Consider the following 21,215-nt stretch of genomic DNA (forward strand, 5'->3'; position numbering starts at 1 on the left):
ACGAGGAGGCTGAATGGACAGGCGCGCATTGACGCACGACGAGGCGGTTCGCGAGGTGTACCGGTTGACGCCGCAGATCCGCGAGTATGACGAGTTTATGTATCTCGGCGTGCGCTGGTTGCCGTACACGATGTTCTTTCATCACAAGAACTACCGGTCGGATGTGATCAACACGGACGATTTGGGCTTCCGGCTCAGCACATTCGACGACGTCCGCGACGTGAGTGTGGCCAATCTACCGAAGGGGCGGCCGGTCAACCTGCTGGTCGGTGGCTCGACCGCGCTGGGCACGGGCGCGACGGCAGATTCGCATACCGTCGCCTCACGGCTCGCGGCGTGGACCGGCGAGCCATGGTTGAATTTCAGCGGACGGGGCTATAACGCGGTCCAGGAGGTGCTGATGTACATGATGCATCAGCACCGCTTCGAGCAGATCAATCACATCGTGGTGTTGAGCGGCATCAATACACTCGCGCTCGAAGGGCAGCCCGACGAACTCGCCACCGACCACGGACGTTACTACTACTCGTTCGAGTACCAGCACTACATGAACCGGTACAACGATGACCTGAAAAGGCGCGCGCGAACTTACGCGTCGACGCTGGACGGCCGCGAGAAGAACTTCATCTCCCGATATATCAACCGGTTGCTGCGGAGGACAACCCTGCGGACGTCGTGATCACCGACGACGGTACCGACACCGATGCGCGGGTCAAACGTGCGGCTTGGGTCGTGTCGAACGCGATGAAGCAGTGGCAGCAGTTACTGGCCGGAACGGGCACGAAGCTGAGTTTCGTTTTACAACCGATGTCGTCCTGGACCCGTGATCACCTGACGTTGGACGAGGCGGACATCTTTCACGCGATTGACAGTTGCCCGAACAATTTCTGGCGACTCTTTGCGAGGATCCTCGGCAAGGAGATTCACGCCCCGTTTGCCGACGGCATACACGAGGTCTGCGAGACGCGGAAGATCGGTTTTGCGGACATGAACGTGCTGCTGCGCGACTCGCCGGTCATCGACGACTACCTGTTCGTCGACCGCGTGCATTTCAACGACAAAGGCTACGACGAAGTAGCGCGCCTGATCGCCAACAAGGTGCTTTAACGGCTTGCCTGAAGTTGCAACTGGAGGAATTCATGAAACAGCAGACGAAGAAGGCTGGCCCGCTCGCGATTATTGCCGCGTTGTTCCGCAAGCTGTTCCGGAAGAGAAAGAAGAAGCAGGAAAGTTCGATCTATCCGCTTCGCTGAGCGCACAGAACAGGCTGGCGAGGCGCCTCCGCGACCGACGGGGCGCCGCGATGCTCATTTCATCCGGGGACAGTGAGCGCCCCATGTCAACAAGGACAGGAGTCCCGTGAAGATTTTTGCTATGAAGCCAGGCCATGATGGCGCCATCGCGCTGGTCGATGCTGCGAGCGGCAAGCTGGAATGGTCGTTCGAGCCGGAGAAGGACAGCTTTCCGCGCTATGAGGTGTTCAATCCGTCGCAGTTCGTGTTTGCTGCCGAGCAACTTGGCGCGATGCCGGATGTATTTGCCGTGAGCGGTTGGGGCAAGGGCTCGATGGCCGCGAACGCGCCCATCGGCGCCGGCTACTACGGACACGGCAGCGGAGCGGTCCAACATCACCGTACGACGATGTTCGGTGCGAACGTAAACTATTTCACCAGCAGCCATGAACGCTCGCACATCTGGTGCGCGTATGGCCTGTCGCCTTTCGAGCAGGGCAAGCCGTGCTATGTACTCGCATGGGAAGGCGCGCTCGGCGACTTCTATCTGGTCGACGAAAAGCTGGACGTGCATCACGTCGGCCGCGTAATGATCACGCCGGGCAACAAGTACGCGTTTCTGTACGCGCTCGCGGACCCCACGTTCACGTTGCCGAAGGGCAAGCTGCGCAACGAGGACCCGGGCAAACTGATGGCGCTGTGTGCGTACGGGAAATCTGGCGAAATGACGCCCGACGAGCGCGAGATCACAGATTTCCTGCTGGAGCGCGACAGCATCCTCGCGACGCTGTCGAAGGACGATCTACGCAAATCGAAGTATTACAACATCGGCTTGCAGCATCCGGATTTCACCCGGCTCGCGAAGCGTTACTCTGATGAGATCTTCAACCGCTTCTATTTGTACGCAAAAGAGCATCTGACCGATGGCTATCCGCTGTTGATTTCCGGAGGATGCGGGCTCAATTGCGACTGGAACACGATGTGGCGCAGCAGCGGACTGTTCGAGGACGTATTTGTACCACCGTGCACGAACGACACGGGCTCCGCGATCGGCACCGCCGTCGACGCGATGAGGGAGTTCACAGGCCGCGCGAAGCTTGAGTGGTCCGTCTATAGCGACCGTGCGTTCATTGATGATCAGCCGGACATGCCGGACGTCGATACCTATCCGCTGGATCTTGGGCGCGTCGCTGGCTTTCTCGCACAGGACAACATCGTCGCGTGGACCCAGGGACGGTGCGAGATCGGCCCGCGCGCGCTCGGCAACCGCTCGATTCTCGCCGCGCCGTTCGCGCGATCGACATGCGATCGCCTGAACCGCATCAAGAAGCGCGAGGGGTTCCGTCCCGTGGCACCGATCTGCCTAGAGGAAGAGGTGTCGCGTCACTTTGACTGGACCGGTCCTTCGCCGCACATGCTGTACTTTCAGAAAGTGCGCAATCCCGAACTAGCTGCTATCACGCACGTCGACGGCACCGCGCGTGCGCAGACCGTGAACGCGCAGCAGAACCCACGGATGCACGAGTTGCTCACGCAGTTCCGTGCTCAGACCGGTTCGGGCGTGCTGTGCAACACGTCGCTGAACTTCAACGGCACTGGCTTCATCAACCGCACGAGCGACCTCTACCAGTACTGCAAAACCACGGGGATCGACGGCTTCGTCTACGACGAGCGGTTCTGTGTGATCCGCAAGTAAGCTCCCATCGGGCGGCCAGACGGTCGCCCCGACCGGGTTCCCGAATCGCATACGTTTTGCCTGAGGCATTCCGCAACCATGACCAAGAAGATTCTCTACGTATACGCGCCGGCTGGGCCGCCGCTCGATTACTTCTTCCCGAAAGTCGCGAGCCGCGGCGACGTGCATACCTGCATCGTCAGCAAGCCGTCCTCCTACAACCACGAGATCCTGTGCAAGCACAGCGCCACGCTGCACGATTTCAGCGGGCTGCGGCCGGACGACGGTTTCGCGCGCGTTGCCGAAATCGCGCATGCGCTGAAGCCGGACGTCGTGTTCACGTTTTCCGAGTTCCTGCTAAAGTCCGTGTCGGAGCTCGCGGTGCAGCTGGGCGTGCGCGGCGTAGGCCCGAATATCAACCTCGCGCGCAACAAAACACTGATGCGCCAGCGCTGGCAGGAAGCTGGTCTGCCGCAGCCGGCGTTCCGCGCGATCCGGCGGCACGACGACCTGCATCGGGTCGCGGAATTGCGCTTTCCGGTGCTAATCAAGCTCGCCTATGGCGCAGGTTCGATCGGCCAGCAAATCGTCCATGGCATGTATGAACTCGACAGCGCCGTCGCGCGTCTGCTCGAGGCCACCGAAGCGGCGCGTCGCGCCGGAAAACATGAGTTCTCGGAGCAGTCCGGCTTTCCGCAATTGGTCGCTGAGGAGATCATCGAGTCGACTACCGAGTCGTGGTACGCCGAAGACGGATACGGCGATTATCTCAGCGTTGAGGGGCTGGTGCGCGACGGCGAGTATTTTCCGCTTGCGATGACAGGCCGTCTGCGTACCATCGAGCCGTTTACCGAACTGGGAAACGTAGCGCCATGCGTGCTGAGTCGCGACAGGAAGGAGCAGATCGTCGCGCTGGTCCGGACCGCGGTCGACGCGCTCGGTTTCGAGAACTGCGCGACGCACACTGAGATGAAGCTGATGGCGAACGGCGGTGTATCGTTCCTCGAAACTGCGGCGCGGATGGGCGGCGTCGCGATCGCAAAGGAAGTGGATGAGGTGTTCGGCATCGATTACATCAACCTGTTCCTCGACGTCATGCTCGGCGAGCGGGGGCCAATTCCTTCGTTCGAGCAGAACCCGCCGCGCTGCGCGGCGGCGTCAGTCGCGCTGATCGGCTGCGACAGCAATGGCACGCCATGGCGTGGCGCGAAGACCTTCAAGCCGGAACAGGTGGACTGGCGCGCACTCGTCGACGAGCGCGCCAACGTGAGGATAGAAGCCGCTCAGTCGGTGGAACCGGGCAGCCGCATGACGCCCTACGACGGTGCAGGCGGATTGCTGAACTATGCCGGACAGGCGTTCCTTGTCAGCGCCACGCCGGCCGATCTCAAACGTGCAGCCTATAGCCTGATCGACGGGCTCGAGGCGCGCCTGGCCGACCACACGTGAGCACCGAGCGGAGTATCCACACAATGAACCCGACCCGCTCGCGAGTCAGCCTGCTGCTCTGGATTGTCAATCTTTCGTCCATCGCGGCGAGCGTCTTTAGTTATGTCTATCTGTCGTACATTGTGTATCAGAAGACCGGCTCGATGTTGCTGTCCGAGGCGGTTCTTCTGGCACCGATGGTGATTCCGGTCTTGCTGTGTCTTGTCATCAACGCGGCAGCAGGCCGGCACTCCCCGAAGGCTATCCTCGTCTGGTTCAACCTCGCGGGCGTGCTGGTCGGGGCGGCGACCTACGCGCTGGTCGACCACTTTGTCGCTGCGGCGGTTGTCGGCACCCTAGTGATCGGTTTCCTCGACGCGACGCAGCGAATCGCGCGAACCGTCGCGATCAAGCGCTATTTCTCGACCGACGACATTCGTTATGCATTGCCGATCACGCTGACCGCGCAGTTCATCGCAGGCGCGATTGCGGGTGTCGCGTTGTCGTTTTACAAGAGCGAAATCACGTCGGAGATGGCGGGAGCGATCACGATCGCGGCATATGGTCTAGGCGCACTGGCGGCGGTGTTGTTGCCCGGCGCGCCGGCCCAGCCCACCCCCGCTGTGTCGGCCAGCGCTTTCGGTACGCTTGTGCAGGTGCTGCGGACATCGCCCGCGTTGCAGCGTCACTTCTTCGCGTTCTTCCTGTTGGTGTCGGTCTACCAGGGCTTCTTCAACGTGTCGCGGGTGACGCTGCCATCGTCGGTGTTTGGCCTGTCGCAGACCTATGTCGGCTATCTGCAGATCGTCAGCGCAACGTCAGCGCTGATCGCGGCATTGCTCTTTGCGTTCGCGAGCCGGCGTGGTGTCACTCCGGGCAAGGTGGCCATGCTCGCAATGAACGTGATATGTCTCGGCGCGATGGCGGGATCAGCGGCGTTCCGGGACGTAACGGTCAGCTACACGCTCTATTTCGTCTACATGTTTTTCTGGGAGGTGCTGTTCTTCAAGCATCAGGCGGACGTCGTCGCAGCGACACCGCCCGAGCATATGGCGCTCGTCGCCACGTTCCAGTACGCGAGCGTCTATCTTGGGATGATCGTCGCTGGCTTCGCGGGCAGTTGGGTCGCGCAGGGGTACGGTTTGTTCGTCGCGGCGCTTGCGTTCGTCGTGTTCTACGTGGCGAGCATGACGTGGAACGCAGTGCGGGACATCGGCGCCGTGCGCGAATCGGCTTATAGCCGCTGAAGTGGACAACGTCGTCGTCGTTGCCGGGGACATTGCTGCATTCCCATTGCCAGGTGAAACACCATGAGTAAAGCTATGCCGCTTGTCATGATTCACGGCCTGTTTGGGTCACAAAGCTTCTATGCGCCGAACCGGCGCATTGCCGCCGTCGATGTTCATACCCCCGATCTGGTTGGCTACGGCGCGCTGAAAGACAGCGCGGTCGAGCCGATCACACTGGCAGGCCAGGCGGCGCATGTGATCCGCTATGTGCAAGAGCACGTCGGCGCACCGAGTGTCCTGCTTGGACACAGTGTAGGCGGCGCAGTCGCAATGCTCGTTGCCGCGTCCGCGCCCGACCTTGTGTGCGGGGTGATAAATGTCGAAGGGAATTTCACGCTCAACGACGCATTCTGGTGTCGGAAAATCGCCGGTCTGGACGCCACCGCGTTGCAGGCGGAGCACGCGCGCCTCGTCGCCGATCCGGAGGGCTGGCTGAAGAACGGCGGCATTGCCGTCACGCAGCAGCGTCTCGAGTGGGCACGCACCGCACTCGCGAACCAACCGCGCGAAACGATTCAGGCAATGGCGCGCGCGGTGGTGGCGGAAACCGGCGCGCCCGATTTCCTTTCGCGCATTCGCACGGTCGTCGAGCGGGGCACTCCCCTCTTCATGCTCGCTGGCGAAAGGTCGGCGGCTGGATGGGACGCGCCGGACTGGGCGCACGCTGCGGCGCTGTCCTACGTGGTCCAGCCGGAAGTCGGCCACATGATGATGCTCGAGGAGCCCGACGGGTTCTGCCGAATCGTCAGCGGGATGGTCGCCCAGATCGCGGCCTGACCGGAGGCGCCATGTCGTTTGCGGAAACAGGCGCGGTTCCGTACTACGCCGTTATTTTCACCTCGGTGGGTACGGAAGGCGATCTGGGCTGTCAGGCGATGATCGTCGATGTCCGGTCTCGCGACACGACAGCTTGGGTATCTCGTTGTCGAATTGGTAGGGGAGGATTTCGGCGATATCGTAGCGTGCCGGACGAGCCCCAGGGCCGTCGCAGCGTGGAAGGCGGATGCCACACATCTGGCGGCACAGTGGCTTGGACGCGACGTCCGGTACAGCATAGACCGGGCACGGATCTGCCGGGTGGCGCGAGACTATGGATACGGCAGCGAGCGTGCTGCGGACTGAGCTCGATCTGATCGCGGCGCGGCGGCCGCATCACGTGATGATCGATGGAGAATGGCGTGTGAAAAATGGGCTGTGATGGACGATCGTGCTGCGAGACGTCAGACGGCGTCGAGCCTCGCTTGCGGACGGGCAGACGAAATGCGCAGCGCGCCGGCAAATCACGAAACGTGCAGGGTCGTGCTAGCGCAACTGCCAGACCAAGCCCATCGTCGGCGCGAGGGCGCTTGACGGAGCTGGTCGAAGACGGGACGACGACGGTAGTCTATCCGTGATCTTGACCCACCACCGGAAGCTGCGCAACGACCTGTATTTGCCGAAGCAGTGCTTAACGAGGTGTTTGAAAAACGCGTTCCTACAGATCCCGCCGTATCGATCGGCCAAGGGCATCACGGGTCACGTATGCACCGCATTCGGTTGGCATAGCGGCCGAGTACGCCAGCTATGCCTTTGTAAGCTTGTCCGGATGCCAACGCAACTGCGCCAGTTCAGAAGGGCGTGCGAGTCGTCCGTTCAGCAGATATTTTCCTTTGGCTTGCATGAATAGCGCTATGCGTGACCATGCCCAAGCCGATGTCACCAGGTCTCCCGATAGCGAGACGAACATCTGCTCCCGCCAGCCACCAAGTTCAACGTCGACGGGCCGGTGCGGTGTGTGGGCAAGCCAACCCGTCAGACCAACGGCTGGCATGGATGGCGTATCGTCTGGTGCGCATGTCCGCGAGAAGCCATACCAGCTGACCGATCAGCCGAGTGTTGCCGCCTGATCTGCGTCAATGTCCCGGGTGCGGACGACAACTCCATTGTCGCGATTCGCTCCGTTCAGGCATATGGGGGTAATTTGGCGCGTATCTCCGAACAGTCCAGCCCCGACACGCTTCAGAAGGTGTTCGTATACCAGAAAATCATCTCCGAAATGCGGCCAGTCGCTTCGGACGTACGGCATGTCGCCAGTTTGCCGGGTACAGAGAGAGGGAATGGGCGAAGGATGATTCTTGCGTCCCCGATGGTTCGCCCGATCGGACGTTAGTCGGATTGGATGGCACAAGGGCATGGAGGCGAATGCCATGGCAGCGCGGCCACTACCTAAGCCGTGTGCTGCGCACAGACGCAAGATCGGCGAGTAGCTCGCAATGGAATTGCGAAAGCAACTGCCGTTACTGAGGGGAGACTAAAGGTCGCGAGCCATGCTCACGCGTTGATGGTCCTACGCTGGTCCGAAGCGCTGGGTCAGGCGGCAATTCAGAGCGATGCCGCGAAATGAGCGTCGCTCTTGATCAGACGACGAATTGCGATCGAGCCGGCCATCGGTCACATGCGGACAGACGGAAAACCCGATCGCAACTGCGAAGTGGCGCCGTGCGACAGCGCGCTTACGCGCTCTTCTGACCGATCTCGTGATTCGCGAGCACTTCGAGCGCGCGCACCATCGCCGAGTGGTCCCACGCCTTGCCGCCGTGCGCGACGCACGCGTTGAACAGCGCCTGGCAGGTGGCGGTGTTCGGCAGCGACACGCCGAGCGCCTGCGCGGTCGACAGCGCGAGGTTCAGGTCCTTCTGGTGCAGTTCGATGCGGAAGCCCGGATCGAACGTGCGCCTGGTCATGCGCTCGCCATGCACTTCGAGAATGCGCGACGATGCGAAGCCGCCCATCAGCGCCTCACGCACGCGCGCCGCATCGACACCCGCCTTCGACGCGAGCAGCAGCGCTTCGCCGACCGCCTCGATGGTCGCCGCGACGATCACCTGGTTGGCGACCTTGCACACCTGGCCCGCGCCGACCGCACCGATCAGCGTGACGTTCTTGCCCATCATGTCGAACAGGGGCTTCACGCTGTCGAACGTGGCCTGTTCGCCGCCGACCATGATGGTCAGCGAGCCGGCCTTCGCGCCGACCTCGCCGCCCGACACCGGCGCGTCGAGATAATCGGCACCGGTTTCGCGCACGCGCGCCGCGAAATCGCGGGTCGCCATCGGCGAGATCGAGCTCATGTCGACGACGGTCTGGCCGGCGCGCAGCGCGCTCGCGAGGCCGTTCTCGCCGAACAGCACGCGTTCGACGTCCGGCGTGTCAGGCACCATGATGAAGATCACGTCCGCGTCGGCGGCGACCGCGGCGGGGTTGTCGGATGCGACGGCGCCGGCCTGCGTGAGCTCGGCGGGCACGCCGCTACGCGTAAAGGCGGCGAGCGAGACGCCGTTTTTCAGAAGGTTGGCGGCCATGGGCTTGCCCATGATGCCGAGTCCGATAAAGCCTGCTTTTTGCATGGAATGCTCCGAAGATGTCGTGGCGGCCGCGTTCAAGCCTCGCCCGCCGGTTTCTGCATGAAGTGTTTCTGTGCCGCCTGCGCGGCGCCCTTGAGCAACCCGAGATCCGCGCAGACGGCGACGACGCGCGCGCCCATCGACAGATACCGTTCCGCATCGGCCTGCACCGGCGCGAGAATGCCGCTCGACTTGCCGGCCGCCTGCGCGCGCGCGAACACATGCGCGATCGCCTGCTGCACGTCCGGATGGCTCGCGTTGCCGAGGCGGCCATACGACGCCGCGAGGTCTGACGGACCGATGAAGACCGCGTCGATGCCGTCCACCGCGAGGATGCTGTCGATATTCTCGACCGCCCTGCGGCTTTCGATCTGCGGGATCACGCAGACGTTGTCGTTGGCGATCGCGAAGTAGTCGGGCACGGTGCCATAGCGGTTGCCGCGATGGCCGACCGACACGCCGCGAATGCCCTGCGGCGGATAGCGCGTCGACGCGACCGCGCGGGCCGCGTCGTCGGCGCTGTCGACGAAGGGCACGAGGAAGTTCGAGAAGCCGCTGTCGAGAAAACGTTTGATCACGACGCTGTCGTTGGCCGGTGGTCGGACGACCGGTGCGCTGCCGCTGTCCTTGAGCGCCATCAACTGCGGGATCAGCGTGAGCACGTCGTTGGGCGCGTGTTCGGCGTCCAGCAGCATCCAGTCGAAGCCGACCGTGCCCAGCAATTCAGTGGCGATCGGGCTGGCGAGCGACGCCCAGCAGCCGATCTGGGTTTTTCCCTCGCGCACCGCGCGCCGGAAGCGATTGGGCAACGATTCGTAAGGCGTGACGGCGGGCATACGGTGTCTCCTCGAACGGCGATGGATCGGGAAAAGCTGCGACAATGCTCAGCCTCGCAAAATGCGAGTTATAAGTCGTCGTATGACTAGGCCAGATTAGCACCGCACGGCGCAGTTGTAACGGGCGAGTATACCCGTATGCCCCTGTCAGACAAGCGTTTCGGGTTGCATAAGGCCCCCATGGTGTTGTAGGATGACTTATATCTTTAGCCTTTATAAAGGAAAGCCAAAAATGCCTATTACCGGCGAAATGCTGATCGGTCGCAAAGCCGTGCGCGGCGAAGAAAAACCGCTGCGCGCGTTCAATCCTGCCACGGGTTCCGAGATTGCCGAGCCGGTGTTCGGCAGCGGCACCGTCGAGAACGTCGAGCAGGCCTGCGCGCTCGCGCGACAGGCGTTCGACGCCTACCGTCAACTGCCGCTCGCAGTGCGCGCCGAGTTCCTGGACCGTATCGCTGACGGCATCACCGCGCTCGGCGACGAGCTGATCGAGCGCGCGCAGGCTGAATCGGGACTGCCGAAGGCGCGTCTGGAAGGCGAGCGCGGCCGCACCACCGGCCAGCTGAAGCTATTCGCGCAGACGGTGCGCGCGGGCCAGTGGCTCAACGCTACGCTCGATTCGCCGCTGCCGGAGCGCAAGCCGCTGCCGCGCTCGGATCTGCGCATGCAGAAGATCGCGCTCGGCCCTGTCGCGGTGTTCGGCGCGAGCAACTTCCCGCTCGCGTTCTCGGTGGCGGGTGGCGACACCGCCGCGGCGCTGGCTGCTGGCTGCCCGGTCGTCGTGAAGGCGCATCGCGCTCACCTCGGCACGTCGGAGCTGGTCGGTCGCGTGATCCAGCGCGTCGCGCAGGAAATGGATCTGCCCGAGGGCGTGTTCTCGATGATCGTCGGCGCGGGTAACTCGGTCGGCGAGGCGCTGGTTGCGCACCCGGCCATCAAGGCGGTCGGCTTCACCGGTTCGCGCGCGGGCGGTACCTCGCTGATGCGCGTCGCGGCGGCACGTCCGGAGCCGATCCCGGTGTACGCGGAAATGAGCAGCATCAACCCGGTGTTCCTGCTGCCCAACGCTCTTGCAGCACGCGGCGACAGCATCGCGCGCGGTTTCGTCGACTCGCTCGTGCTCGGCGCGGGCCAGTTCTGCACGAACCCGGGCCTCGCCGTCGCGGTCGACAGCGACGCGCTGAAGGGCTTCGTCGCGACGGCATCGGAAGCGCTCGCGGCGAAGCCGGCGCAGACCATGCTGACCTCGGGCATTCACGCCGCGTATGAAGACGGCGAAGGCAAGCTGGCCGCAACGAAGGGTGTCGAAGTCGTGGCACGCGGCGTCGCCGCAACCGGCCCGACCCAGGCTTGCGCGACGCTGTTCGTGACCGACGCGCAGACGTTCCTCGCGAACCCGGCGCTCGAAGACGAAGTGTTCGGCCCGGTGTCGACGATCATCCGCTGCAAGGACGAGCAGGAAATGCTGAAGGTCGCCGAACACTTCGCCGGCCAGCTGACCGCGACGCTGCAGATGGACAGCGCCGACGTGGCGGCTGCGAAGAAGCTGGTGCCGATTCTCGAACGCAAGGCCGGCCGGATTCTGGTCAACGGCTTCCCGACCGGCGTCGAAGTGTGCCACGCGATGGTCCACGGCGGCCCGTTCCCGGCAACGTCGGATAGCCGCGCGACCTCGGTCGGCACCACGTCGATCGACCGCTTCCTGCGTCCGGTCTGCTACCAGGACTTCCCGGCCGAGCTGCTGCCGCAAACGCTGGCCGACGGCAATCCGCTGGAACTGTGGCGTCGTCGCGATGGCGAACTCACGCGCGGTTAATCGCGTGAGGCCGTCCTGAACGGATGCGCGCCCGGGCCGGTTGGCCGGGCGCGGATCGAAGGGAAGTGCGGACGCAATCGCAAGATAAAAAAATGGCCGGGAGATTCCCGGCCATTTTTTCGCCCGCGAGCTTCGTGAGAATCAGCTGTTCGCTTCGCTCGCTTCATTCGCGCGACGCAGCCGCTCGCGGCTATTCGACAGATGCATGCGCATCGCGGCGCGTGCGCCTTCGGCGTCGTGCCGGCTGATCGCCTCGAGGATGCTTGCATGCTCGAGGTTCACGAGCGACAGATACGCATCAGGATCGGCGCGCGCGATGCCGGCCGAGTCGAGCCGGTTGCGCGGAATCAACGCGCTGCCCATTTGCGACAGGATGTCGACGAAATAGCGGTTGCCGGTTGCGCGTGCGACCGAGATGTGGAACTGCAGGTCGGCCTGCACGCTGTCGAGCCCGTTGTGGCGCGTGGCCTCGATCGCGTCCAGCGCGGCGCGCATGCGCGCGAGGTCGTCCGGTTTCGCGCGTTGCGCGGCGAGACCGGCGCATTCGGTTTCGAGGCTGATGCGCAGCTCCAGAATGGACAGGACGTCGCGCAGCGTGGTGGCGGGCACCATGTCGATGCCGAGTTTTTCGCGCTGCGGCTCGAGCACGAAGCTGCCGATGCCGTGCCGCGTCTCGATGACCTTGCCTGCCTGCAGGCGCGAGATCGCCTCGCGAATCACCGTGCGGCTCACGCTGAGTGTGTTCATCAGCTGCGATTCGGTGGGGAGTTTGTCGCCCGGCTTCAGCAGGTTGGCCGCGATCTGCTCGGTGACGTAGTTGACGACGAACTCGGCAAGATTGCGAGCGCGTCGTGGCGGTGCCGCGGATGCTAGTGGTGTAGCCATCGAAAACGCTCCTTGTTTGAAAGATCGCTGGGGATCGTGCATTTTTATTATATCGTCGTCTGACGACTGATTATATAAGCGCAGGCCCGAAGTTTGGCGCCTCGGCGCTGATAGATTGCGCGAGGCGCCGGGTCGGCCGGCCGGAAGTACGATAACCACGACGATAACCAAGCCTATAACGGGCTCACGCCGGGCGCAACTCGACCCGCCGGATATCCTTGACGATCACCAGATAGCTGATCACCGTCAGCAGCGCGTTCGCGCCGACGAACACCAGTGCGCCATTGAACGAGCCCGTGCGCGCGACGAGATAGCCGATCACGATCGGCGTCACGATGCCGGCGACGTTGCCGAACATGTTGAAGATCGCGCCGGACAGGCCGAGCGCTTCCTTCGGCGACGTATCGGCGACGACGGCCCAGCCGAGCGCGCCGATGCCCTTGCCGAAGAACGCGAGCGACATCAGCGCGACGACGACCCAGTCGGTCGACACGTAGTTGCAGCCGATGATGCAGGTCGACAGCAGCATGCCGCCGACGATCGGCACCTTGCGTGCGACCGTCAGCGAACAGCCGCGGCGAATCAGCCCGTCCGACAGCACGCCGCCGAGCACGCCGCCGAGAAAACCGCAGATCGCCGGAAGCGAGGCCACGAGGCCCGCGTGCAGGATCGTCATGCCGCGCGCCTGCACGAGGTAGATCGGAAACCACGTCAGGAAGAAGTAGGTCAGCACGTTGATGCAGTACTGCGCGAGATAGACGCCGAGCAGCATGCGGTTGCCGAGCAACTGACGCACGAGCGTCCAGCCGCCGGCCTTCGACACGTCGTCCGGGCCCGTCTTGCGCGCACCGTTGACGAGTCCGCCGCCTTGCTCGATGTACTCGAGCTCGGCGCGCGACACGCGCGGATGGTCGGCGGGATTCTTCATGACCTTCAGCCACGTCAGCGCGAGCAGCAGCCCGACCACGCCCATCACGACGTAGACCATCTGCCAGCCGAACGCGTGCGTGAGCCACGCCATCAGCGGCGTGAACACGACCGCGGCGAAGTATTGCGCGGCGTTGAAGATCGCCGACGCGGTGCCGCGCTCGTTGGTCGGGAACCAGCTCGCGACGACCTTCGCGTTCGCCGGAAACGCCGGCGACTCGGCCGCCCCCATCACGAAGCGCAGTACGAACAGCGCGGTGATCGCCGCACCGGCGCTGCCGAGCAGGCCGACCGAGCTCTGCAGCAGCGTGAACAGCGACCACGAGAAGATGCTCGCCGCGTATACGCGGCGAGCGCCGAAACGGTCGAGCAGCCAGCCGGCCGGCAGTTGCGACAGCACGTAGGCCCAGCTGAATGCGGAAAAGATATAGCCCATGCGGATCGCGTCGAAGCTGAACTCGGTGCGCATCGCGGAACCGGTGACAGACAGCGTCGCGCGGTCGGCATAGTTGAGGGTGGTGATCACGAAAATCAGCAGCAGGATCCCGTAGCGGACCTTGGTGCGTGCCGCGCTAGAAGCGGCGTCGGTGGAACTGGCCATGCGGCTCAAGTCCATGGGTCATCTCCTGTATTGTCGGGCGAGGTGTGGTCTGCGCGCCGGCCGGCCCGCAGACCACCTGTCTGTCGTGCAAAGACGCGAACGCCCGGCGACGTTGCCGTGCCGGGCGTTCACAACGGGGCCGTCTATGCGGCCCTCGTCGATGAGGCTCGCGAGCTTCTTCGCTCGAAGCCCTGACGCCGGTGCCTTACTGCGGTCCGAGCTTCTTGATCAGCGCGTCGAGCTGCTCCATTTCTTCCGGAGTCAGGTCGGTCAGCGGTGCGCGCACCGGACCTGCGTCGTGGCCGACCAGCTTCGCGCCAGCCTTGACGATGCTGACCGCGTAGCCTGCGCGGCGGTTGCGGATCTTCAGGTACGGCAGGAAGAACTCGTCGATCAGCTTGCCGACCGTCGCGTGATCGTCAGCGGCGATCGCGCGGTAGAAGTCCATCGCGGTCTTCGGGATGAAATTGAACACCGCCGACGAGTACACCGGCACGCCCAGCGCCTTGTAGGCGGCAGCGTAGACTTCCGCGGTCGGCAGGCCGCCGAGGTACGAGAAGCGCTCGCCGAGGCGGCGGCGGATCGTCACCATGTTTTCAATCTCGCCCACGCCGTCCTTGAAGCCGATCAGGTTCGGGCAACGGTCTGCCAGACGCTCGAGCATGTCGGCGTTGAGCTTCGAGTTCGCGCGGTTGTAGATGATCACGCCCATGCCGGGAACAGCCTTGCAGACCTCTTCGGCGTGGTCGGCGATACCGTCCTGGCTTGCTTCGGTCAGGTAGTGCGGCATCAGCAGGATGCCGTGCGCGCCGAGGCGCTGCGCTTCCTTCGCGTAGGCGATCGCCACGCGGGTCGGGCCGCCGGCGCCGGCGAGGATCGGTACCTTGCCCTTGCAGACTTCGACCGCGGTCTTGACTACTTGCGTGTAGTCGTCTTGCGTCAGCGAGAAGAATTCGCCCGTGCCGCCGGCGACGAACAGCGCCGAAGCGCCGTACGGAGCGAGCCATTCGAGACGCTCTGCGTAGGTGTCGGCGCGGAAGTCGCCTTTAGCATCGAAGTCGGTGACGGGGAAGGACAGGAGGCCTTCCGAAACGATCTGCTTGAGTTCCTGCGGTGTCGTCATGATCAAATATCCAGGCGTCGGATTGAGTCGTTGTTGGTTTCAACCAGTACAACGGACGTCGTACTAGTAGAAAATCTTTGGAAATCAGATTTCTTATACGTCATCGTACAACAACAAATCCGGTAACTCAACGGGGTTTTCACGGCATAATGCACTCTATAGGGTAAATACGGAACATCCGCGCAAAACTTCATGTTGTAGGATGACGTATGATTAATGGCGAAGCAGGCCTATCACGCCTCAAGGATCGATCAATGGAACAAACTCCGCTCTACATCCGCGTTCATCCCAATGACAATGTCGCGATCGTCGTCAACGACGGCGGTCTGGGCGAGGGCGCGGTATTTGCCGATGGCCTCAGGCTGCGCGAGCGTGTGCCGCAGGGCCACAAGGTCGCGCTGGCCGATCTCGCCGAGGGCGACGAGGTCATCCGCTATAACGTCGTGATCGGTTATGCGCTGAAGCCGCTGCCGAAGGGCAGCTGGATCAACGAACACGTGATCCGCATGCCGAGCCCGCCGGGACTCGAAGACCTGCCGATCGCCACCACCAAAGCGCCGGACATGCCGCCGCTCGAAGGCTACACGTTCGAGGGCTACCGTAACTCGGACGGCTCGGTGGGCACGCGCAACATTCTCGCGATCACGACCACCGTGCAGTGCGTCGCCGACGTCGTGCAACACGCGGTCACGCGCATCAAGGCCGAGCTGCTGCCGAAATATCCGAATGTCGACGATGTCGTCAGCCTCGGTCACACCTACGGCTGCGGCGTCGCGATCGACGCGCCCGACGCGATGGTGCCGATCCGCACCGTGCGCAACATCGCGCTGAACCCGAACTTCGGCGGCGAAGTGATGATGGTGAGCCTCGGCTGCGAGAAGCTGCAGCCCGAGCGTCTGATGCCGCCGGGAACGATTCCGATCGCGGCGGCAGCGGTCGTCGACGACGTCGCGGACATCGGTGATGTCGCGCTGGACCAGAACGGCGACGTCGTGGTGCTGCAGGACGAATCGCACGTCGGCTTCCAGTCGATGATCACGTCGATCATGAGGATGGCCGAAGGGCATCTGAAGCGCCTGAACAATCGCCGTCGCGAAACCTGTCCGGCGTCGGATCTGGTGATCGGCGTGCAGTGCGGCGGTAGCGACGCGTTCTCGGGCCTGACCGCGAACCCGGCCGTCGGATTCGCGACGGACCTGCTGGTGCGCGCCGGCGCGACCGTGATGTTCTCCGAAGTCACCGAAGTGCGCGACGGCGTCGATCAGCTGACCGCGCGCGCTGCCAATGCGGACGTCGCACAGGCGATCATCCGCGAGATGCAGTGGTACGACGATTACCTGAAGCGCGGCGGCGCGGACCGCAGCGCGAACACGACGCCCGGCAACAAAAAGGGCGGCCTGTCGAACATCGTCGAAAAGGCGATGGGCTCGATCATCAAGTCGGGCAACTCGGCGATCTCCGGCGTGCTGTCGCCGGGTGAGAAGGTCAATCAGAAGGGCCTGATCTACGCGGCGACGCCGGCCAGCGACTTCATCTGCGGCACGCTGCAGGTCGCCTCGGGCATCACGGTGCACGTGTTCACGACCGGCCGCGGCACGCCGTACAGCCTCGCCGAAGTACCGGTCATCAAGGTCGCGACGCGTTCGGACCTCGCGCGTCGCTGGCACGATCTGATGGACCTCGACGCCGGCACGATCGCGACCGGCCAGTCCAGCATCGAGGAGGTGGGCTGGGAACTGTTCCGCCTGATGCTCGAAGTCGCGAGCGGCCGCAAGGAAACCTGCGCGGAGAAGCTCGGACTGCACAATGCGTTGACGCTGTTCAACCCGGCGCCGGTGACCTGAGCAGGCACCTTGCCCCGTCCATACTCAGGCGAGCGCCGGTCCAGCCGGCGCTCGCTTTTCCGTTCAGAAGACCCGATCGCAATCACAACATCAAAGAGACATGACCGATTTGAACGTTGACCGCTCCGCGGCAAAGAAACCCTTCCGCCGTCTGCTGCTCACCGGCGCCGCGGGCAACCTCGGCAAGCAACTGCGTCCCGCGCTCGCGCAATGGGCCGACATCGTGCGCGTGTCCGATATCGCTGCGCTCGGCGAAGTCGCCGCGCACGAGGAAGCGGCCGTCGTCAATCTCGCCGATGAAGCAGCCGTGCACGCGCTGCTCGAAGGCGTGGACGCGGTGGTGCATCTCGGCGGCATCTCCGTCGAAGCGCCGTTCGAGGACCTGCTCGAAGCGAATATCCGCGGCCTTTACAACGTGTACTCGTCGGCGCAAAAGCATGGCGTGAAGCGCGTCATCTACGCGAGCTCGAATCACGCGGTGGGTTTCCATCCGGTGACGTCGGTTCTCGATACCGAAGTGCCGCTGCGTCCGGACGGCATGTACGGCGTGACGAAGTGTTTCGGCGAATCGCTGTCGCGCTACTACTTCGACCGCTTCGGTCTCGAGACCGTGTGTTTGCGGATCGGCTCGTCGTTCGAGCAGCCGAAGACCGCGCGCATGCTCGTCACGTATCTGAGCTACCGCGATTTCATCGAGCTCGTGCGCTGCTCGCTGTTCACGAACCGCGTCGGTCACGCGATCGTCTACGGCGTGTCGAACAACCGCATTTCGTGGGTCGACAACACGAACGCCGCGTTTCTCGGCTACCGTCCGCAAGACAGCTCGGCGCAGTTCGAACACCTGTTCCCGCCGAGCGCCCCCGACACGCGCTTCGACGACCCGACCCAGCTGTACCAGGGCGGCCCGTTCGTGCTGGCCGGTCCGATGGAGCCGAAGCGGGAGCCTGAACAATGAGCGCGAATCCGCAAGTGGAGCGCTTCGAAGCGGCCGGTCCGTTGCCCGCGGCCACCGGTGAAAGCCCGGTCTGGCGCGCGGCCGAGCAGGCGCTGTATTGGGTCGACATTCCGGCGAAGAAGATCGTGCGCGGCTCGCTCGAGACGGGCAAGCGCACCGCATGGCTGCTGCCGGAGCAGGTTGCCTGTATCGCGTTCGATCGCGCCGGCACGGTGCTCGCCGGCTGCGAGACCGGGTTATTCGCGGTCTCGCTCGAGGACGCGTCGAAGGCGGCGAGCGGCGAGCCGCTGACAGCGTCGCTGCGCAAGCTCGCGGCGCCTGAATTCCCGCACGGCGGAATGCGTTTCAACGACGGCCGCTGCGACCGGCAAGGGCGATTCTGGGCCGGCACAATGGTGATGGACATGGCCGCGGCGATCCCGGGCGGCGCGCTGTACCGCTTCGACGAGAAGGGCGTGCTGTCAGCGCCGGTCGTCGATTCGCTGATCACGCAGAACGGCCTCGGCTGGTCGCCGGACGGCACGACGATGTATCTGTCCGACTCGCATCCGCTGCGCCGGCTGATCTGGGCGTTCGACTACGACGTCGACACCGGTGAGCCGCGCAACCGCCGCGTGTTCGCCGACCTGCATCACTATTCGGGCCGTCCGGACGGCGCGGCGGTCGATGCCGACGGATGCTACTGGATCTGCGCGAACGACGCCGGTCTCCTGCTGCGTTTTACGCCGCAGGGCAAGCTTGACCGGCAGGTTCCGGTGCCGGCCATCAAGCCTGCCATGTGCGCGTTCGGGGGCCGCGATCTCGATACGCTGTTCGTCACTTCGATTCGTCCCGCCAACGGCGCGAGCGAGCACGACGGCCACGTGTTCGCGCTGCGGCCCGGCGTGAGCGGGCTGCCTGAGCCCGAATTCGCAGGGCAACTGTAACGTTCCTTGCATGAAGCATGCGCCGGGACGAAGTTTTTGTGCCGGCGTTTTCATTTTTTGGGATCCCTCTGTGGCCCTTTATTTGTCACTCGTCGTACAACATGTTGCGCGAAGGCCACGACGCCACGCATTTCTTCAGCAAAAATACAACAGCTTCAGAGACTGTACCGATGTCGTCCCCATCCAATGCCAGACGGCGAGAGGCCCTGTGGCATGGCACGCCGGTCATCCGTACCGGCGCTTTTCTTGATGCGGGTAAATACCGTCTGTACAAGATAAAACCCCTTTTATAGACTTCGTATGTTGTCGTACAACATATAAGCCCAAACAAATGGCTTTCTATGTTGGTGTGCCAGTGCAATTCGGTGGGTTTTCAGGGCATTCGTGCCGCTGCGGTCGATGCGGCATGCATGTCCGAAACCGGCCGGCGTGATTGAAGTAAGTAGTCGAGTTGTCGACTGGAGTGCTGGGTCAACTGTGCCGGGGAAGTCGCGCAGCCAGTACGGCCAACGCCCGCACCTGCGAGGGCAGTGAGCGTGAAGCCGGAGACGCGTCAAAACCATGTCACATCCGCTGTTGCTGGGATGGTCTATTTTTCAAGGAATGTCACGATGAACAAGAAGTTTGCCTCTTCCCATGTTTCGATGATCGTCGCGGCCGCGGCGTTGGCGTTCAGCACGATGTCGGCTGAAGCGCGCGTGTTCCGCGTCGCCGATGTGCACGGCGACACCTTCCCGACCAACATGGCCGTGAAGTACATGGGCGAGGAGATCAACAAGGCGACCGGCGGCAAGGACTCCGTGAAGGTGTTCGGCAACAGCGCGCTCGGTTCGGAAAACGACACGATCGACCAGGTTCGTATCGGCGCGCTCGACATGGCGCGTGCCAACGGTGCTGCGTTCAACGAAATCGTGCCGGAATCGATGATCCCGTCGCTGCCGTTCCTGTTCCGCGACGTCGACCATTTCCGCAAGGTCATGTACGGTCCGGAAGGCCAGAAGATCCTCGACGCCTTCACGGCGAAGGGCATGATCGCGCTGACGTTCTACGAGAGCGGCGCACGCTCGATGTACGCGAAGAAGCCGATCAAGTCGCCGGCTGACATGAAGGGCCTGAAGGTTCGCGTGCAACCGTCCGACCTGATGGTCGACGAAATCAGGGCAATGGGCGGCACGCCGACCCCGATGCCGTTCTCGGAAGTCTATACGGGCCTGAAGACCGGCCTCGTCGACGGTGCCGAAAACAACCTGCCGTCGTACGAAGAAACCAAGCACTTCGAAGTCGCTCAGGTCTACTCGGAGACCCAGCATTCGATGACGCCGGAAGTGCTGGTGTTCTCGAAGAAGGTGTGGGACACGCTGTCGCCGCAAGAGCAGCAGATCATCAAGAAGGCCGCGGCTGACTCGGTGCCTTACTACGAGAAGCTGTGGACCGCGCGCGAAGCCGACGCACAGAAGGCCGTCACGAAGGGTGGCGCAACGGTCATCGCGGCTTCGCAGATCGACCGCGCGGCTTTCGTGAAGGTGATGCAGCCTGTGTGGGCGAAGTACGAAAAGACCCCGCAGATGAAGCAGATCGTCGACGAGATCGAAGCAATCAAGTAAGTCTCGCGTCCCGGACGCAATCAGCAATTGCAGCGCTTGTCGCAACAGCGGCGTGAATGGTCCCGCGAGGAAACTCGCGAGACCTTCCGCCGCGCGATTTCGCGCGCGCGTGCGGATCGCGTCGCATCGGGACGGCTGAATCTCAAGCACAGGTCGGTCGTAAGCAAGGACAGGGTCATGAGTTTCCTGAAACGCCCAAATGATTTTCTTTTTCGCGTGCTGCTGGTCGTGGCGTCGCTTAGCCTCGCCGTACTTTGCCTGCTCGTGATTTATAGCGTGGTGATGCGCTACGTGTTTAGCGACGCGCCCGATTTCGTTGAGCCCATCGCATTGCTGCTGGTGATCCTGATCGCGATGTTCGGCGCCGCGCTGAAGGTTCGCGAGGGCGGTCACATCGGACTCGACTCGCTCGTCAAGAAATTGCCCGAGAAAGGCCAGGTGATCGCGAAAGGGATTCAGCACCTGTGTCTGGTCGCTTTCGCGGTGGCGGTCTTCGTCGGTTGTCTCGAGATGGCGGAAACCACGATGGGCGACCGCATTCCGATCATCGGCGTGCCGGAAGGCGTGCGCTACTGCATCCCGATCTTCGCGAGTGTGTGCATCGCGTTGTTCTCGATCGAGCATCTGCTCGAGCTCTTCGCGGGGAAACGGGAAGAGCCGGCGCTCGAACTCTCCGCCACGGAATAAAAGT

The 21,215-nt window shown here is 63.2% G+C and carries 17 protein-coding genes; 12 read left to right on the top strand and 5 right to left on the bottom strand.

Annotated features, from left to right (window positions below):
- Window positions 1–13: 13 nt before the first annotated feature.
- The 6 genes from OKW45_RS05075 to OKW45_RS05100 all read left to right on the top strand — a co-directional run bounded on the left by OKW45_RS05075 (window position 14) and on the right by OKW45_RS05100 (window position 6,401).
- The gene (locus tag OKW45_RS05075; RefSeq protein ID WP_429466343.1) at window positions 14–679 is read left to right on the top strand and encodes a hypothetical protein; all 666 of its coding nucleotides are present in this window, start codon (window positions 14–16) and stop codon (window positions 677–679) included.
- A complete protein-coding gene (locus tag OKW45_RS05080; protein ID WP_429466345.1) occupies window positions 676–1,107 on the top strand; it encodes an SGNH/GDSL hydrolase family protein in 432 nt (143 codons plus the stop codon). The genes OKW45_RS05075 and OKW45_RS05080 overlap by 4 nt, the downstream gene beginning before the upstream one ends.
- A gap of 267 nt (window positions 1,108–1,374) precedes the next feature.
- Window positions 1,375–2,928, top strand: coding sequence for a carbamoyltransferase C-terminal domain-containing protein (locus OKW45_RS05085; RefSeq protein ID WP_429469256.1), 1,554 nt, complete (start codon window positions 1,375–1,377; stop codon window positions 2,926–2,928).
- Window positions 2,929–3,006: 78 nt separating this feature from the next.
- On the top strand, window positions 3,007–4,356 hold the full coding sequence (locus OKW45_RS05090) for an ATP-grasp domain-containing protein (RefSeq protein WP_429466347.1): 1,350 nt from the start codon (window positions 3,007–3,009) through the stop codon (window positions 4,354–4,356).
- 23 nt (window positions 4,357–4,379) lie between these two features.
- Window positions 4,380–5,582, top strand: coding sequence for an MFS transporter (locus tag OKW45_RS05095; RefSeq protein ID WP_429466349.1), 1,203 nt, complete (start codon window positions 4,380–4,382; stop codon window positions 5,580–5,582).
- A gap of 63 nt (window positions 5,583–5,645) precedes the next feature.
- Window positions 5,646–6,401, top strand: coding sequence for an alpha/beta fold hydrolase (locus OKW45_RS05100; protein WP_429466351.1), 756 nt, complete (start codon window positions 5,646–5,648; stop codon window positions 6,399–6,401).
- 1,715 nt (window positions 6,402–8,116) lie between these two features.
- Here OKW45_RS05100 and OKW45_RS05105 read toward each other — a convergent pair.
- Together OKW45_RS05105 and garL are read right to left on the bottom strand one after the other, a co-directional pair.
- Window positions 8,117–9,046: a 2-hydroxy-3-oxopropionate reductase gene (locus OKW45_RS05105; RefSeq protein ID WP_429466353.1), complete on the bottom strand. Its 930-nt coding sequence runs from the start codon at window positions 9,044–9,046 to the stop codon at window positions 8,117–8,119.
- Window positions 9,043–9,843 carry a 2-dehydro-3-deoxyglucarate aldolase gene (garL, locus tag OKW45_RS05110; protein WP_429466355.1) on the bottom strand — a complete coding sequence of 267 codons (801 nt, stop codon included), beginning with the start codon at window positions 9,841–9,843 and terminating at the stop codon, window positions 9,043–9,045. Before garL ends, OKW45_RS05105 begins: the two co-directional genes overlap by 4 nt.
- Before the next feature lie 232 nt (window positions 9,844–10,075).
- Between garL and OKW45_RS05115 the strand changes: the two genes are divergently transcribed.
- Entirely contained in the window at window positions 10,076–11,659 is a 1,584-nt protein-coding gene (locus OKW45_RS05115; RefSeq protein ID WP_429466357.1) for an aldehyde dehydrogenase (NADP(+)), read from the top strand.
- A 141-nt stretch (window positions 11,660–11,800) separates the two neighbouring features.
- On the opposite strand, the gene OKW45_RS05120 is transcribed toward OKW45_RS05115, so the two are convergent.
- From OKW45_RS05120 to kdgD, 3 genes are all read right to left on the bottom strand, one after another.
- Complete coding sequence (locus OKW45_RS05120) at window positions 11,801–12,544, bottom strand: FadR/GntR family transcriptional regulator (RefSeq protein ID WP_018420817.1); 744 nt, start codon at window positions 12,542–12,544, stop codon at window positions 11,801–11,803.
- Window positions 12,545–12,728: 184 nt separating this feature from the next.
- Window positions 12,729–14,087, bottom strand: coding sequence for an MFS transporter (locus OKW45_RS05125; protein ID WP_429466359.1), 1,359 nt, complete (start codon window positions 14,085–14,087; stop codon window positions 12,729–12,731).
- A 190-nt stretch (window positions 14,088–14,277) separates the two neighbouring features.
- Window positions 14,278–15,195, bottom strand: coding sequence for a 5-dehydro-4-deoxyglucarate dehydratase (kdgD, locus tag OKW45_RS05130; RefSeq protein ID WP_018420819.1), 918 nt, complete (start codon window positions 15,193–15,195; stop codon window positions 14,278–14,280).
- A gap of 254 nt (window positions 15,196–15,449) precedes the next feature.
- Here kdgD and garD point away from each other — a divergent pair, with 254 nt between their 5' ends.
- The 5 genes from garD (at window position 15,450) to OKW45_RS05155 (ending at window position 21,211) form a co-directional block, all read left to right on the top strand.
- Window positions 15,450–17,039: a galactarate dehydratase gene (gene garD, locus OKW45_RS05135; RefSeq protein WP_429466361.1), complete on the top strand. Its 1,590-nt coding sequence runs from the start codon at window positions 15,450–15,452 to the stop codon at window positions 17,037–17,039.
- A 100-nt stretch (window positions 17,040–17,139) separates the two neighbouring features.
- A complete protein-coding gene (locus OKW45_RS05140; protein WP_429466363.1) occupies window positions 17,140–17,994 on the top strand; it encodes an NAD-dependent epimerase/dehydratase family protein in 855 nt (284 codons plus the stop codon).
- Window positions 17,991–18,920, top strand: a complete 930-nt coding sequence (locus tag OKW45_RS05145; RefSeq protein ID WP_018420822.1) for an SMP-30/gluconolactonase/LRE family protein — start codon at window positions 17,991–17,993, stop codon at window positions 18,918–18,920. Before OKW45_RS05140 ends, OKW45_RS05145 begins: the two co-directional genes overlap by 4 nt.
- A gap of 611 nt (window positions 18,921–19,531) precedes the next feature.
- On the top strand, window positions 19,532–20,524 hold the full coding sequence (locus OKW45_RS05150) for a TRAP transporter substrate-binding protein (RefSeq protein WP_429466365.1): 993 nt from the start codon (window positions 19,532–19,534) through the stop codon (window positions 20,522–20,524).
- Between the two features lie 177 nt (window positions 20,525–20,701).
- Complete coding sequence (locus OKW45_RS05155) at window positions 20,702–21,211, top strand: TRAP transporter small permease (RefSeq protein WP_035470962.1); 510 nt, start codon at window positions 20,702–20,704, stop codon at window positions 21,209–21,211.
- The last annotated feature ends 4 nt before the right edge of the window (window positions 21,212–21,215 follow it).

Source organism: Paraburkholderia lebeckiae (assembly GCF_050436225.1).
GTDB classification, from domain to species: Bacteria; Pseudomonadota; Gammaproteobacteria; order Burkholderiales; family Burkholderiaceae; genus Paraburkholderia; species Paraburkholderia tuberum.